Source organism: Algoriphagus iocasae (genome assembly GCF_014206875.1).
In the GTDB taxonomy this organism is placed as follows: domain Bacteria; phylum Bacteroidota; class Bacteroidia; order Cytophagales; family Cyclobacteriaceae; genus Algoriphagus; species Algoriphagus iocasae.
In genome coordinates, this window is record NZ_JACIJO010000006.1 from 23,962 (window position 1) to 38,256 (window position 14,295).

10 protein-coding genes are annotated in these 14,295 nt (G+C 40.1%); all 10 read right to left on the reverse strand.

Annotation, left to right across the window (positions count from 1 at the left end; all coding sequences use genetic code 11):
* Positions 1-18 precede the first annotated feature (18 nt).
* The 10 genes from FHS59_RS22340 to proB all read right to left on the reverse strand — a co-directional run bounded on the left by FHS59_RS22340 (position 19) and on the right by proB (position 14,268).
* Entirely contained in the window at positions 19-3,465 is a 3,447-nt protein-coding gene (locus tag FHS59_RS22340; protein ID WP_184498449.1) for a ThuA domain-containing protein, read from the reverse strand.
* Between the two features lie 141 nt (positions 3,466-3,606).
* Positions 3,607-4,755 (reverse strand): galactokinase, encoded by a 1,149-nt coding sequence (galK, locus tag FHS59_RS22345; protein ID WP_184498451.1) that lies wholly within the window; start codon positions 4,753-4,755, stop codon positions 3,607-3,609.
* Complete coding sequence (locus FHS59_RS22350; RefSeq protein ID WP_184498453.1) at positions 4,756-5,781, reverse strand: LacI family DNA-binding transcriptional regulator; 1,026 nt, start codon at positions 5,779-5,781, stop codon at positions 4,756-4,758.
* Positions 5,782-5,852: 71 nt separating this feature from the next.
* Positions 5,853-6,833 carry a M28 family peptidase gene (locus FHS59_RS22355; protein ID WP_184498455.1) on the reverse strand — a complete coding sequence of 327 codons (981 nt, stop codon included), beginning with the start codon at positions 6,831-6,833 and terminating at the stop codon, positions 5,853-5,855.
* A complete protein-coding gene (gene cysS / locus FHS59_RS22360) occupies positions 6,823-8,313 on the reverse strand; it encodes a cysteine--tRNA ligase (RefSeq protein ID WP_184498457.1) in 1,491 nt (496 codons plus the stop codon). The genes FHS59_RS22355 and cysS overlap by 11 nt, the downstream gene beginning before the upstream one ends.
* 114 nt (positions 8,314-8,427) lie before the next feature.
* A complete protein-coding gene (locus FHS59_RS22365) occupies positions 8,428-9,210 on the reverse strand; it encodes a hypothetical protein (protein WP_184498459.1) in 783 nt (260 codons plus the stop codon).
* A gap of 235 nt (positions 9,211-9,445) precedes the next feature.
* The gene (gene purH, locus FHS59_RS22370; RefSeq protein ID WP_184498461.1) at positions 9,446-10,972 is read right to left on the reverse strand and encodes a bifunctional phosphoribosylaminoimidazolecarboxamide formyltransferase/IMP cyclohydrolase; all 1,527 of its coding nucleotides are present in this window, start codon (positions 10,970-10,972) and stop codon (positions 9,446-9,448) included.
* Between the two features lie 286 nt (positions 10,973-11,258).
* Positions 11,259-11,834, reverse strand: coding sequence for a phosphoribosylglycinamide formyltransferase (gene purN / locus FHS59_RS22375; RefSeq protein ID WP_184498463.1), 576 nt, complete (start codon positions 11,832-11,834; stop codon positions 11,259-11,261).
* A gap of 117 nt (positions 11,835-11,951) precedes the next feature.
* Positions 11,952-13,193 (reverse strand): glutamate-5-semialdehyde dehydrogenase, encoded by a 1,242-nt coding sequence (locus FHS59_RS22380; RefSeq protein WP_184498465.1) that lies wholly within the window; start codon positions 13,191-13,193, stop codon positions 11,952-11,954.
* Positions 13,186-14,268 (reverse strand): glutamate 5-kinase, encoded by a 1,083-nt coding sequence (proB, locus tag FHS59_RS22385; RefSeq protein ID WP_184498467.1) that lies wholly within the window; start codon positions 14,266-14,268, stop codon positions 13,186-13,188. The genes FHS59_RS22380 and proB overlap by 8 nt, the downstream gene beginning before the upstream one ends.
* Positions 14,269-14,295 lie beyond the last annotated feature (27 nt).

Consider the following 14,295-nt stretch of genomic DNA (forward strand, 5'->3'; position numbering starts at 1 on the left):
TGATTATAAGGTTGGTTATTATTTTGAATTGAAAGTCATACCTGAGATAATAAATGTTCCGGCACCACCATCATTTTTTGGTTTCGTGATGACAAATAGTTTGTGCAGCTTGCCATCTGCATTTCCAGTAACTGGAATAGTAAATGGGGCAAAGTTTGGAGCTCCTTCTGGAGCATTTGAAGGACCTTGAGTAAAAGTTTTTGAACCGACCAACTCACCAGTAGGGCTGTCTAATCTCAATTCAAATTCGTATTCATCACCCAGGCTACCCATTGTTACACTAATAGCTGTCACAGAACCTACATTTGTCAGATCAATTCCATTTAAGGCAAAAGAAGCTTCATTTTTAGGAACCATAACCAGATTGTTACCATCATAGCTCATGCTGCTATATCCTCCAGCATAGTCCGTTGTAGTACCCATATCCACTGTATTTCCTTTCAGGATTAAAGTAGATGATCCAGTCAAAGGCTTAATGTTTTCTCCACCTTGATCAGTGAAAGAAGCATTGATCATCAAGACACCATTTGGAACAGCTTTCTTGCCTAAAGTAGCATCAATGCTTCCAGAAGCTGGTAAAGAAGGAGTGCTTTCTTGTCCCAGAGACAGGATATAGGCTACCAATGCATTCAAATCAGAATCTTTCAAATCAGGATTTGCTGGCATGGCAGTTTCTCCCCAAACGCCGCCGCCTCCGTTTTTGATTTTGTTTTTCAGATAATCAATATCTCTAGCACTGTATTTTTTAGCTACATCTTCATAGGCAGGGCCTACTGAAGCTTCTGCTTCTTTATGACAAGTTTTACAAGTCAAAGTCGTGAACAATGATTTACCAATCATCGCCTCGGTCATTACCTTGTGTCCCATATCAGATTCTGCCTGATCCATTCCTTCGATGTAATCTGCAGAAACGTACAGAGTACTCAAATCATTGGAAGCTTCAGGATGATCAGCATCAGAAACAGTTACTTCATAAGCGACTTTTTTGCCAGGGAAGTAGAATGACTGATTTCCTTTGATATTGATCTTCACTTCCGGAGCAATATTTCCTGAATACACATTTGCAAAGCCACTTTCACCGGTTAAACCAGCCGGATCGGCAGCGGTCACTTTCACATCGTACTCTCCAATTGCATTGAAAGTATGAGTCAATGTAGGAACGTCAGTGGTTTTGGTTTCTCCATTTCCAAGGTCCCAAGTATAGGTCAAGGCATCATTTTCTGGATCAGAAGATTTTGCTGTAAAGGTGACAGTCAATGGGTTTTTACCAGAAGTTTTGTCAGCGCTAATAGAACTTACTTCAGGAGCTCTATTACCGCCATTGAAGTCAATCCTAAATAATCCAGCATCAGGGTTTTTGGAGAACCATCCATTTCCGTATTCCAGAATGTAGATTCTTCCGTCTGGGCCCATTTCCATATCGATAGGAGCATTGAATTTAGAGCTTGCCATAAATGGCTCCATCTTATCAAAATCTCCATTTTCTTTTATGGTTACAGCCTTAATCCAACCTCTGATCCAATCATAGATAAAGATTTTTCCATCGTAGTAATCTGGGAATTTCGTGTCCGCAGTATACAAGTCAGAGTAATAAACTGGACCTGCCATAGCATTTCTGCCTCCTGTACCTAAAGATGGGAATTCTGGGGAAGCAGCATATGGATACCAGATAAATGCTGGTGCCAATTCCGGAAGATCTTTAATTCCAGTATTGTTTACTGAATTGTTTTGTGGGCCATTCGGATCGAATGCTGCACCTACTTCACCTGTTTCATAATTAAACTCACGGTATGGGTAGTTATTCCCTACAAAGTAAGGCCAGCCAAAATTACCAGCTTTTCTCGCTTGGTTTAACTCATCATAACCTCTAGGACCTCTTGTAGCCATACTGTCAGCATTGGCATCTGGGCCAACTTCACCCCAGTATAAATATCCGTTTTTCTGGTCAACTGAAATTCGGTAAGGGTTTCTGTTTCCTTGTACATAGATTTCAGGTCTTGTTCCTTCTGTTCCTACTGGATACAAGTTTCCTTCAGGAATGTCGTAAGAACCATCTTCGTTTACTTTGATTCGAAGAATCTTACCTCTTAGATCATTTGCATTACCTGAGCTTCTTCTAGCATCAAATTGCTCTCTTCCTGGTCTTTGGTCAAGCGGTGCAAAGCCATTGTTTACATATTTAGAATCTTGTTGGTTGAAAGGAGTAGAGTTATCACCCAAAGAAAGGAACAAGTTTCCATCTTTATCAAACGCAATAGATCCACCAGTATGGCAGCAAATATCTCTATCAGAATGAACGTCCAAGATCACGACTTCAGAAGCCATGTCCCAAGTATCATTTTTGAAAGTAAATCTTGAAAGTCTGTTGATTTCCTCATCACCTGCAGGTGCATAGTAAACAAACACATACCCGTTATCAGCATAATTCGGATCTTTCTGGATACCCATTAAGCCTTCTTCTGCGTTCACACCCTTTACTTCAGTTTTCCAATACACGTCCAACTTCGCAATCTCCTTTAATTCTTCTGTTTCATTATCGAAGAATAAAATCTCTCCTCTTCTTTGTCCAACCAATATGTCCAAGTTTGGAAGGATGGTCATCTCGGTAGGTTCAGTGAATTCACCTACTGCCAAAGGAGTTTTGGTGAATCTGTTTTCCTCAGGAACTCTCTTTGATTTTGCTTTGCTGTAATCAAGCTCAAGGTTGTCTCCGATTGCATATTGAATACCTGCCAATAAATGCTTCAAATAAAGCTCTTCGGTGTAGGACTCATCCGTGTGACCTCCGCCGGTATAAAATGCTCTACCACCGTCGAAGTCGTGAAACCATGCGATTGGATGCTCTCCCATATCAAAGCCTCCCTTGTAGGAGTCTTCATCAAGATTTAAGAGCACATGCACTTCAGGGTTCATGTTTTTGTAGCTATACCACTCGTCTGTTCTTTCCCAAGGGTTTGGAAGGAAAGAAGTCGCAGGATTGTTTGCATCCACTACAGTGATAGCTCCTGGCTGTACATTAGGATTTGGGTCGTTGATACCTGGGTGATCTGTAAAGTATCCACCAACAAGTCTGCCGTACCAGCCCCAATTGTACTCAGTGTCAGCTGCTGCGTGGATACCCACGTAGCCACCACCTGCCTGAATGTATCTTTCGAAGTCGGCTTCTTGATAGTTGTTTAAAACGTCGCCAGTAGTACTCAAAAATATGACTGTCGAGTACTGGGCTAGATTTTCTTCGGTGAATTTTTCAGACTGAGTAGTAGTATCTACCTCAAAGCCGTTTTCAGCACCGAGTTTTTGTATGGCTGCAATGCCATTAGGAATAGATTCATGATGAAATCCTGCTGTCTTGCTGAATACAAGTACTTTTGGTGTACCCGAGCGTTTATTCTTACAGCTCCAGGTTCCCAAACTTACAAGTACTACCAATAGTAGCAGGTTACGTAGGTTTTTTGGGAATTTCATAATATCAAAATTTTCGGAAATTAGGGAATTATAAAATAATTCGCCCTAAATAACCGAAAATCAACTGATATTTAAATCAGAAATTTCAATTTCTTCTAATTGAGACAATAGACTGTGGGATGAACAAAAAAAAATCTTTGATTAATCCACCAAATGAGCTCCGTCAGATAGCTTGACTTCAATGAAATCAGGCTCAATGCCAAATTTTTCCTGATAGCGATCGGAGATAAAATTTTTAAAATCAGCTAAGTGAATTTCTTCCAATAGGTTTATAGTGCATCCACCAAAACCGCCACCCATCATCCTTGAACCTAAAACATAGTCTTTCTCCCAAGATTCTGAAGCAAGGAAATCTAGTTCGGCACAACTCACCTCATAGTCTTTGCTCAAACTTTCGTGAGAGGCTTTCATTAATTCCCCAAACCTGATCAAATCTCCTTTCTTTAAGCTTTCTCCAGCTTGATGAACTCGGGCATCCTCTAAGATGACATGTTTTGCTTTTGGAAATAAATCTTCCGGCAAAATGCTTTTCACTGCGTCAAGTTGAGATTCTTTTAAGTCACGAAGGGTTTTGATCCCGGGGAAAGTATCGGAGAGTATACGGACGCTTTCTTCACAGGCAGCACGTCTCTTATTGTAGGCAGAATCAGCCAGCTTGTGTTTTACTTTTGTATTTACCAGAAGCAGGCAATATTTCTCCAGAGCTATAGGAACTTCCTCATGGCTGTTTGATCTGCAGTCCAGTAATAGAGCATGGTTTTCCTTGCCAAATGCCGAAGCATAAGGATCCATTATACCGCAATTCAGACCCTCAAAAAGTTGTTCCGATTTTTGCGCATAGAGCGCAATGGATTTTTTGGGTATTTTGAATTCAAAAAGTCCGGAAAGAGCTGTTCCGATACTAACAGACAAAGCTGCTGAAGAAGATAACCCAGAGCCTACCGGTATTGTCCCTCCAAAAACCATGTTGAAACCCTTTACAGGGTATCCAGCCTGCTTAAACTGAGCCACCATCCCCATCACATAATTTGCCCAATGTCCCTTTTTTGGAGAAAAGGAAGTCACATCAAAAACAAAATCTTCTTTGAAATCCAGGGAATGGATATTTGCTGAATTCGTGTTGTTTTTTTGAATTCCTACCCAAATTCCTTGGGCTACTGTTGCTGGAAAAACGAAACCTTCCTGATAATCGGTATGCTCTCCAATTAGGTTGATCCTTCCAGGGGCAAAAGCAAGAATAGGTTCCTGAGAAAAAATCTCAAGAAAAGAAGTTGTGATCAAATCACGCATTTAATGACTGATTTCGGTGGATTTTCTAGGGATGAGTGTGGTTTCCAAAACAATAGAAATAGGATCATCCGAAGCAATGCCATCGAGCTGATCCAGCAAATGGCTTACTGCTAGTTTACCCATTTCATAACCTGGCTGTAATACAGTAGTCAATGGAGGTTCCACCACTGCAGCCGCAGGATTGTTTGTAAATCCTGCAAGTGCAATATCTTGAGGAATTCGGATTCCTTGGCTTTTCCAGTGCATCATTACTTCCACTGCCACTGGGTCAATCATACAAAAAACGCCATCTGGCCTATTGTCCATCTGAAGTATTTCTTTTGCGACAGCCATATTACCTTCCGTAGTCAAATCAGTGATTTTGATAAGACTTGGATCTTCTGCTACCCCAAATTCTGAAAGTGCTTTTAAATAACCTTCTTTCCTTTTTTTGCTGATGTACAAATCTTCAGGTCCAGAAACATACATGACTCTTTTGCATCCCACTTCCAATAAATGCTTAGTGACCTGATAGGCTCCACCTACGTCATTGAAAGTAACTTTTGAAACTGGAATATCTTCTTGTACTCTATCGAAAAGCACAAAAGGGATTTCTCTATTATACAACTCAAAAAGGTGTTCGTAATGGTTAGTCTCTCGGCTTAATGAAATCAAAAGCGCATCTACCTGGCTAGATACCAAGGTTTTGATATTGGCAATTTCTAATTCCAAATGCTCGTTGGACTGGCAGATCATGATATTGTATCCACGAGTGGTAGCTTGATCCTGAATACCAGAAATACAAGACGCAAAAAAGTGTGAGGTGATCTCTGGAACAATCACACCAAGAGTTTTTGTCCTGCTGATTCGTAAACTTTGTGCAAGAAGATTCGGCTGATAATTCATCTCCTTAGCCATTTCCACAATTTTCCTCTTGGTCTCCGGATGCAATTCTGGAGAATCTTTCAAGGCCCTGGAAATGGTAGAAACCGATACGCCTAATTTCTTGGCGATTTCTTTCATTGTTACCTGATGCCCTTTTTTCATGGGTAAATTTTGGTTAGCTAAAGCGCATTCTATTGCACATTAGACAGAAGTGAATTGGAAAGATAAGTTATTTACTCTTGGTAAACTGTAAATAAAACAGTTTCTCCTACAGCTTGCAAGGTTCGGCGATCAATCAATTCCATATTATCGCTGTGCGTGTGATGATAATGACCAAAACCATAGTCGGGCGAGAAGTCCAAGATATCAACCATAGGAATACCTGCTTTGGCATTCACAAATACATGGTCATCTAAAATTGGATCTGCATCACGCATTACAAAAAAGTCGCTATGACCGATTTTTGCGGCATTTTCCCAGACTTTTCTAAGAATCCCCGAAGCGTATTGTCTAGAATAACCTTCGTAATAAAATTTAGCTCCTTTGGCTCCGACCATATCCAGTAAAATCCCATAATAGGCACTGTAGTTAGGGATATGCTTATTTTGGGACCAATGTTGTGATCCTAAACACCACCAGAAATCCTGAGAAGTATTACGAACAGTAGTTTGCTCAGGCTCCCCATCATCTTCACCATCAAAAAGGATGAAATCAATTCCTACATCAGGTTTCAATTCTTGTGCATGAATGGTTCTGGCAATTTCAATTAAAACGCCAACCCCGCTTGCACCATCATTAGCCGCATCAATCGGTTTTTCCATGTCCTGAGAATCCTTATCGGCAATTCTTCGACTATCCCAATGCGCTGAAAGCATAATGCGCTTCTTAGCCTCTGGATTATAGGATGCGATGATATTGCTGAGATTCCAAGTTAGATTATCATAGGTTTTAGCTTCGAAGTCCTGGGTGCTCACACTTAGGCCATAGCTTTCAAACTTTGAAATGATCCAGTTTTTAGTTGCTTCATGGCCGGCTGTTCCCGGTACCCTCGGCCCAAAATCCACTTGCTTTTGGATGAAAGAGTAAGCTGAATCAGGACTAAATGAAGGGTATGGCTTTGCAGGAACTTCCGCTACTGTCTCGGTTTTCTTCTCCGGAGAGCTACAAGCAACCGCCAGTAGGAATAAACCCAGAATCCAAATTCTATTCTTCATATGCCCAGTCAATTTTATCTTTCATGTCTTTGACAACAAAACCAAGGTCTTTCAATCCAGCTCTGATTTCATCTACTTTGGCATAATCACGAGCGGTTTTTGCCTCAGAATAAAGTGTTAAAAGCAATTGGATCATCTTATTTTGAGAATCAGATTTCTCCTCAATCAGTCCAAGAATATCTTCTACAAACGTGATAAATGTTGAAATCAATTTATTAAACACTTCTTCTCCAAGTACTGCAGACTGAAGTTGTCCAGTGTACATGGAATTAATCTTTTTCAACAAATTAAATAAATGGCCAATAGCCTGTGCTGTATTGAAGTCATCATCCATTGCGCTATATGCACTGGTGATGCTGTTTTCAATCTGCTCTATTTGCTTTTGATCCACTTCAACGTCTGCAGCTTGATATTCCAGCATTTTGGCTATTCGCAGTCCGTTGATCAGTTTTTTATATCCTTTCTGTGCTGCTTTCAGCGCGTCATTGGAGAAGTCCAAAGTTGAGCGGTAATGGGCTGTCAACATGAAATAACGAATCGTCATTGGGCTATAAGCCTGCTCCAATAAGTCATGGTCTCCATTGAAAAGCTCCTGCAATGTGATGAAGTTGCCCAAAGATTTGCCCATCTTCTTTCCGTTGATGGTAATCATGTTATTGTGCATCCAGTAGTTGACAGGATCCTTGTGATTGCATGCATTTCCTTGTGCGATTTCACATTCGTGATGTGGGAACATCAAGTCCATTCCACCTCCGTGAATGTCAAAATTGGTTCCGAGATATTTGGAACTCATAGCTGTACACTCCAAATGCCATCCCGGAAATCCCACTCCCCAAGGTGAATCCCATTTCATCAGGTGCTCTGGTGCTGCATTTTTCCAAAGTGCAAAATCAACTGGATTACGCTTTTCGCTTTGACCGTCAAGGTCTCTGCTTCCGCTCATCAACTCGTCGATGACTCTGCCGGAAAGTCTCCCATAAGGAGTTTTCTCATTGTATTTCAGAGTGTCGAAATACACAGAGCCATTAACTTCATAAGCTAATCCTTCTTTTAGAATGGCTTCGACCAAGGCAATTTGCTCCGGAATATGACCTGTTGCTCTTGGTTCGATATTCGGTTTCCAAGTATTTAATAAGGCCATGTCACGATGGTAGGAATCCGTGTATTGCTGCGCAATCTCCATCGGTTCCAACTGCTCGAGTTTGGCTTTTTTAGCAATTTTATCTTCTCCCTCGTCAGCATCTCCTTGAAGGTGTCCTACGTCTGTGATATTTCTGACATATCTGACGCGATATCCAAGATGAGTTAGATATCGATTGACTGTGTCAAACGTAACTGCAGGTCTGGCATGTCCCAAATGTGCGTCTCCGTAGACGGTTGGCCCGCAGACATATAATCCTACAAAAGGTGGGTTAATGGCTTGGAAGTTCTCTTTCTTGCGGGAAAGAGTGTTGTAAAGCTTTAATTGATGCGATTTCATTGATAGAATCAAGATTCAAGTATAAAGAATCAAGAACGGGAAAAGCCCAAAAATGATTCAGGCTGCAAAATAGGGGATTAAGACTTGGAAATGAAAGAGAATGCTAATCCAAACTCAGTTTACTGTGCTGTAGCTGTAAAATGTTTTGAAATACGAAGAAAACCCATATTCAGGATATAGCTCCTCTTCAAGAATCATTCGATCTTGATCGTCATAAGAATAGACAAACATTGGAATTAGCTCTCCTGAGGGAGAATAAGGGATGGATTTGAATAAGAGTTTTCCATTTTCATCATAGATATAGTGCCAATCACGTATTGGAACATCATCAATATTCTGATTACCCCATTTTTGGCGGATTGTTCTTCCATTTTCATCATAAAAATAATAATAGACATCAGCTACCTCTAGGTTTGATCCCAATAGGATTTCGCTAATTTGACCAAGGGAATTGTATTTATATAACATGTAATTTTCTCCATCTCTCGTGGTTTGACTCAAGGTATTATCCGAATTATAATGGTATTTAAGAGTGGAGGAAAGAAAGTACCCCATTTCGTTTTTCGAATAGTGGTTTAATTCCTGAACTAAATCCTCTGAGTACGAATAGATAGTGATCCCTGTAGTATCCAATGATTCATTGAGATAAATATCCATTAATTCATTTTCCAGAGCGTCATAGTATTTGTCTTTATGATTCATGAATCTATCTAGTTGATATCTCGTGACCCTGTTAGGTTTAGTTTGAGAAGGCACAGCTTTTTGAATCAATAGATCAAAAGAGTAATAGGGTTCATTTTTAGGTTCCAAAATGTCTTCCTCTTTTATCCCGACCTCACAACTTGTAATGGACCAAACTAAACTAAAAAGCAAAAAATAATTGAGCACGTTTTTCATTTTCTAAATGATTTAAAACCAGATGTATAAATAAACGAAATTAATAATTTTATAGGATGATTTATTTATAATATTTTTCTGATCTAGAAACTTTGACTTAAGACTCACTTTTTAAAAAAATGACGCAAGCTCTTGCAATGTAGAGATTATGATGTTTGCGATTTAATAAAAAAGACCTTCGAAATAAATAATTCCGAAGGTCTTGATTCTTGGCTTTAAAATCTAGTATCCAGAATTAGTGTTTGAAGTGTCTTACTCCTGTCATCACCATAGACATGCCATGCTGATCACAATAGTCAATGCTTAACTGATCTTTGATGGATCCTCCTGGCTGAACTACTGCAGTGATTCCAGCTTTTCCAGCAATCTCCACACAGTCAGGGAATGGGAAGAAAGCATCAGATGCCATTACTGCCCCATTCAAATCGAATCCAAACTCATGTGCTTTTGTGATTGCTTGCTTCAAAGCATCCACTCTTGAGGTTTGACCGACACCGGAAGAGAACATCTGATTGTCATTACTCAAGATGATGGTGTTTGACTTCGTGTGCTTACAGATTTTAGCTGCAAAAACCATTGCTTCCATTTCTTTTTCAGTAGGAGCTTCTTGGGTTACAACTTTGAAATCAGCTTTGGTTTCAGTGGCCAAATCCTTATCCTGCTCGATTACCCCGTTCAAAAGGGTTTTCATCATTTTTGTTCCAGGAAGATCTATCTTCTGACGAAGCAAAATTCTATTTTTCTTGGAAGTCAACACTTCCAAAGCTTCAGGAGTGAAGTCTGGAGCGATTAATACCTCGAAGAAAAGAGAGTGCATTTCTTCAGCAGCATCTTTATCGACAGTTTGATTGGTGACCAAAACACCTCCGAATGCAGAAATAGTATCCGCTTCAAATGCTTTTTGGTAAGCTAGCTTTACAGAAGGTGCCAAAGCAACGCCACAAGCATTTGTATGTTTCAAAATTGCAAAAGCAGTCTCTCCTTTAAATTCAGAGATCAAATTCACTGCTGCGTCTACGTCTACCAAGTTGTTATAAGATAGCTCTTTTCCGTTCAACTGGTCAAAAAGTGCATCCATGTCGCCATAGAAATGAGCTGCTTGATGAGGGTTTTCTCCGTATCTAAGCGCTTTAGCTTTGTTTTCAGAAACTTTCAAAGCAGGGATATTTTCAACTCTGTTGAAGTAATTGAAAATATGCGTGTCATAATTAGAAGAAACCTGGAATGCCTGAGCGGCGAAATAGCGACGATCTTCGATGGTAGTTGCTCCATCCTGGTCCGCTAATTTCTGTTCCAATTCTTTGTACTGATCTTTAGAAGCAATGATGATCACATCTTTGAAATTCTTAGCTGCAGCTCTGATCAAAGAAATACCACCAATATCGATTTTCTCAATGATATCCGCTTCAGATGCTCCAGAAGCTACAGTTTCTTCAAATGGATACAAATCTACAATCACTAAATCAATCGCAGGGATATCAAATTCTGCTGCCTGGGAAAGATCTCCATCATTGTCTCTTCTATATAGAATACCTCCAAAAATCTTTGGGTGTAGGGTCTTCACTCTTCCACCGAAGATAGACGGATAGCTGGTCAATTCTTCAACAGGAACAACTTCAGCACCTTGCTCTTCGATAAACTTCTGAGTACCACCTGTGGAATAGATAGTAACTCCGTGTTTTTTCAATAAAGCGATAATAGGTTCAAGATTGTCTTTATAGTAGACAGAGACTAAGGCAGATTGAATTTTTTTTGTAGCCATTTGGGAATGGATTTGTTTGATTTCTAAAGGATAACCTTGTCCGCAAAAGCGGATTGCAAAGGTAGGAAAAAAGAGATTAAAGAGGGTAAATAAAATATAATTTGGGAAGAACTCGAAAAAGTCAGGAGTTTGATGTCTTTATTTTGAAATCTAATCCCGATCAAAGTAATTGGGTGATTAAACAGAAGAGGCCAATTTGGTGTGATTGGTGAGGTTAGAAAATGCCTTTTGCTAATGGTTAGACAAATAATTTATTTAGAAAAGTAATCAAGTTTAACGGATCAACTTATTGATCCTCTTGCTTTAGGAGCAATTCCTCAATCACCTGAGGGAAATACTTATGTTCCAATTCATGGACTTTTGCAGCAATGCTATCCGGATTGTCAAGTTCATCAATTGCAGTGGAAGCTTGAAAGACGATTTTTCCCTCATCGTAATTTTCATTCACTAAGTGGATGGTAATACCGGTTTCTTTTTCTCCTGCAGCTTTCACAGCTTCATGAACATGGGCTCCATACATGCCTTTTCCTCCATATTTCGGTAATAATGCTGGGTGAATATTCAACATTCTATCTGGAAAAGCACGTGTCAGTTCGACTGGGATTTTTAAAAGAAAACCTGCCAAAATCACCCAATCAATTTTTTCTTCCTGAAGTTTCTCAAGAAGGACCCCAGCATCCATTTCTTTTTTGGAAAAGGTGAAAGTGGGTACGTCAAATTTCTTTGCTCGCTCTAAAACGTATGCATCGGACTTATTTGAAGCTATCAGGGCGATTTCTGCTTTATCAGAATGCCGAAAATGAGCCATTATTTTTTCGGCATTTGAGCCGCTTCCCGATGCTAGAATTGCTAGACGTTTCAATTGATTGGAGGTTTTGTTGGATACCTGCGAAATTAAAGGAATTCTTCCGCAATGGCGTGAAGGCGCTATATTTTTAAACTTGATTTTTTTCAGCCATTTGAATTCAGCTTTCTTACTTCATGTCCTCACTTGTCCATTTCCTCTTATTATCCATTTATAGCTGCATAATTCCTTCAGGGCCATTGGGCCTCTGGCATGAAGTTTTTGAGTGCTGATCCCTATTTCCGCTCCAAGTCCAAATTGAGCTCCGTCGGTAAACGCTGTGGATGCATTTTCATAAACAGCAGCGGCATCTACCTCTAACAAGAAGCGCTGGATGTTTTCTGGACTTTCGGAAACAATCGCCTCTGAATGTTTGGAGGAGTATTGTGCAATATGATCTAAAGCCTCATCGATTGATGAAACAGTTTTGATAGCCATTTTTAAGCTTAGAAACTCGGTTCCAAAATGCGATTCATCTGCTTTTTGGATCAATGGATTTGATTCTAAAGCTTCAAAAGATTTTTCGTCAGCAAAAACCTGAACACCTTTTTCCAATAATGGGTCAAGTAAAGAATTTAAATCCGAGAGCCTTATTTCGTCAATAATTAAACAATCCAACGAATTACAAACACTTGGTCTTCGGGTTTTCGAGTTGAAGATTATTGCCTTTGCTTTTTCCAAATCTGCTGATTCATCCACATAGGTATGGACGATTCCTGCACCGGTTTCTATCACCGGAACTTTGGCGTTTTCTCTCACGAAATTGATTAAACCTTGCGAACCGCGAGGGATGATCACATCTACATAATCAACCGCTTCAAGCAAGGCTTTTGTAGCTGGTCTTTCGGCTGGCAAAAGTTGAAATGCAGCAGTTGGCAATCCATGGTTTTCCAGAACCTGGTGAATGAGAGACATGATCGCTCGGTTGGAATTATCTGCATCCGAACCGCCTTTGAGCACTAAGCCATTTCCGGATTTTAGAGCCAGTGAAAATACGTCAAACGTGACATTAGGTCTTGCTTCATAGATAATCCCCACCACGCCTAATGGCACGGTTATTTTTTCCAAAGACAGTCCATTTTCCAAGGTTTTGCTTTCCAAAACATGATGCAAGGGGCTTGGCAAAGCGCTGACAGATACTAGTTCCCCAGCAATTGCTGCTATTCTTTCCTCTGTCAATAAAAGGCGATCATACATCGGATCTTCAGAATCCATTTTCAGAAGATCTCTACCATTTTCTGCTAAAAGAAAAGGTGCATTTTCCACTGCAAGAGCAGCTAGATTATGCAGCACGAAATTGACCTGATCATTGCTGATTCCAGTCAGTTTTCGAGCTCCTTTTTTTACTTCTTCAAATATAGATTGGTACTCAGTCATGATCGAAAATATAGAGGTAATCGTAATGGATTAATGCTTTTTGGTTTTTTTGCCCGATGCGTTCCAAGGCATGTTTGCTAGAATATTCAGCTCTTCCCAAGCCTATTTTATGACCTTTTTCATCTTTGATCAATAAGATATCTCCCTTGGAAAATTCACCTTCAAGGCTGGTGATTCCGATAGGAAGGAGGCTTCGAATCACTTCGGAATTTAACGAGGCTTTGGCGCCTTCGTTGACTATGATGATGCCTTTGTAATATTCCGTTCCATGGGCTAGCCATTTTTTGACTCCTTGCTTTGCCTTTTTTGGTTCGAACCAGGTACACCGAAGTGTCTTGTCAGAAAACTCCTGAAGTACCTCATCTTTTTTACCATTGGCAATGATCACTTGAATTCCCAGATCGGCCGATTTTTTTGCCATGGCATATTTTGTCAGCATTCCGCCCCTTCCAAATGAAGACTTAGATGCTGAAATATAATTGCTGACTTCCGGCATACTGGAAGCCACTTTTTCGATTAGTTGGGATTTTGGGTCAGATGGATTGCCGGTGAAAATACCATCCACATTCGTCAGAAGCATCAGCGTATCTGCATTGATCATAGCCGCAGTCAGACTCGCTAATTCATCGTTATCAGTAAACATCAGTTCGGTGATGGTGACTGTATCATTTTCATTGATGATGGGTAAGATTCCTTGCGAAAGCAATGCCTGAACGCAGTTTTTCATATTGAGAAAATGCTTCCTGTCTCTGAAATCTTCTTTGGTGACCAAAATCTGAGCGACTGCCTGATCGTGTTTTTCGAAAAGACTTTGGTATTGATTGATCAATCTCACCTGGCCTGTTGAGGCCCAGATTTGCTTTTTGAAAACAGGGTTTAATTTTTCGGGGAGCGGAATAGACTGTCTTCCAAAGGCAACAGCTCCAGAACTGACCAAGACGATTTTTTTGCCTGATTGAATCAGTTTTTGGATTTGATTGACGAGATTTTGCATGCGCTCAATGTCAGGAAGGCCGTTTTCCTGGGTGAGTACATTGGATCCTATTTTGATGACAAGCAGCTTGCTGTTCAGCATAATCGAAAAATTTGCCTGAAAATAGGG

Bases quoted from the DNA above. Each gene is read 5' to 3' on its own strand.
- FHS59_RS22340 (WP_184498449.1), bottom strand. From the start codon at position 3,465: ATGAAATTCCCAAAAAACCTACGTAACCTGCTACTATTGGTAGTACTT.
- galK (WP_184498451.1), bottom strand. From the start codon at position 4,755: ATGCGTGATTTGATCACAACTTCTTTTCTTGAGATTTTTTCTCAGGAA.
- FHS59_RS22350 (WP_184498453.1), bottom strand. From the start codon at position 5,781: ATGAAAAAAGGGCATCAGGTAACAATGAAAGAAATCGCCAAGAAATTA.
- FHS59_RS22355 (WP_184498455.1), bottom strand. From the start codon at position 6,833: ATGAAGAATAGAATTTGGATTCTGGGTTTATTCCTACTGGCGGTTGCT.
- cysS (WP_184498457.1), bottom strand. From the start codon at position 8,313: ATGAAATCGCATCAATTAAAGCTTTACAACACTCTTTCCCGCAAGAAA.
- FHS59_RS22365 (WP_184498459.1), bottom strand. From the start codon at position 9,210: ATGAAAAACGTGCTCAATTATTTTTTGCTTTTTAGTTTAGTTTGGTCC.
- purH (WP_184498461.1), bottom strand. From the start codon at position 10,972: ATGGCTACAAAAAAAATTCAATCTGCCTTAGTCTCTGTCTACTATAAA.
- FHS59_RS22380 (WP_184498465.1), bottom strand. From the start codon at position 13,193: ATGACTGAGTACCAATCTATATTTGAAGAAGTAAAAAAAGGAGCTCGA.
- proB (WP_184498467.1), bottom strand. From the start codon at position 14,268: ATGCTGAACAGCAAGCTGCTTGTCATCAAAATAGGATCCAATGTACTC.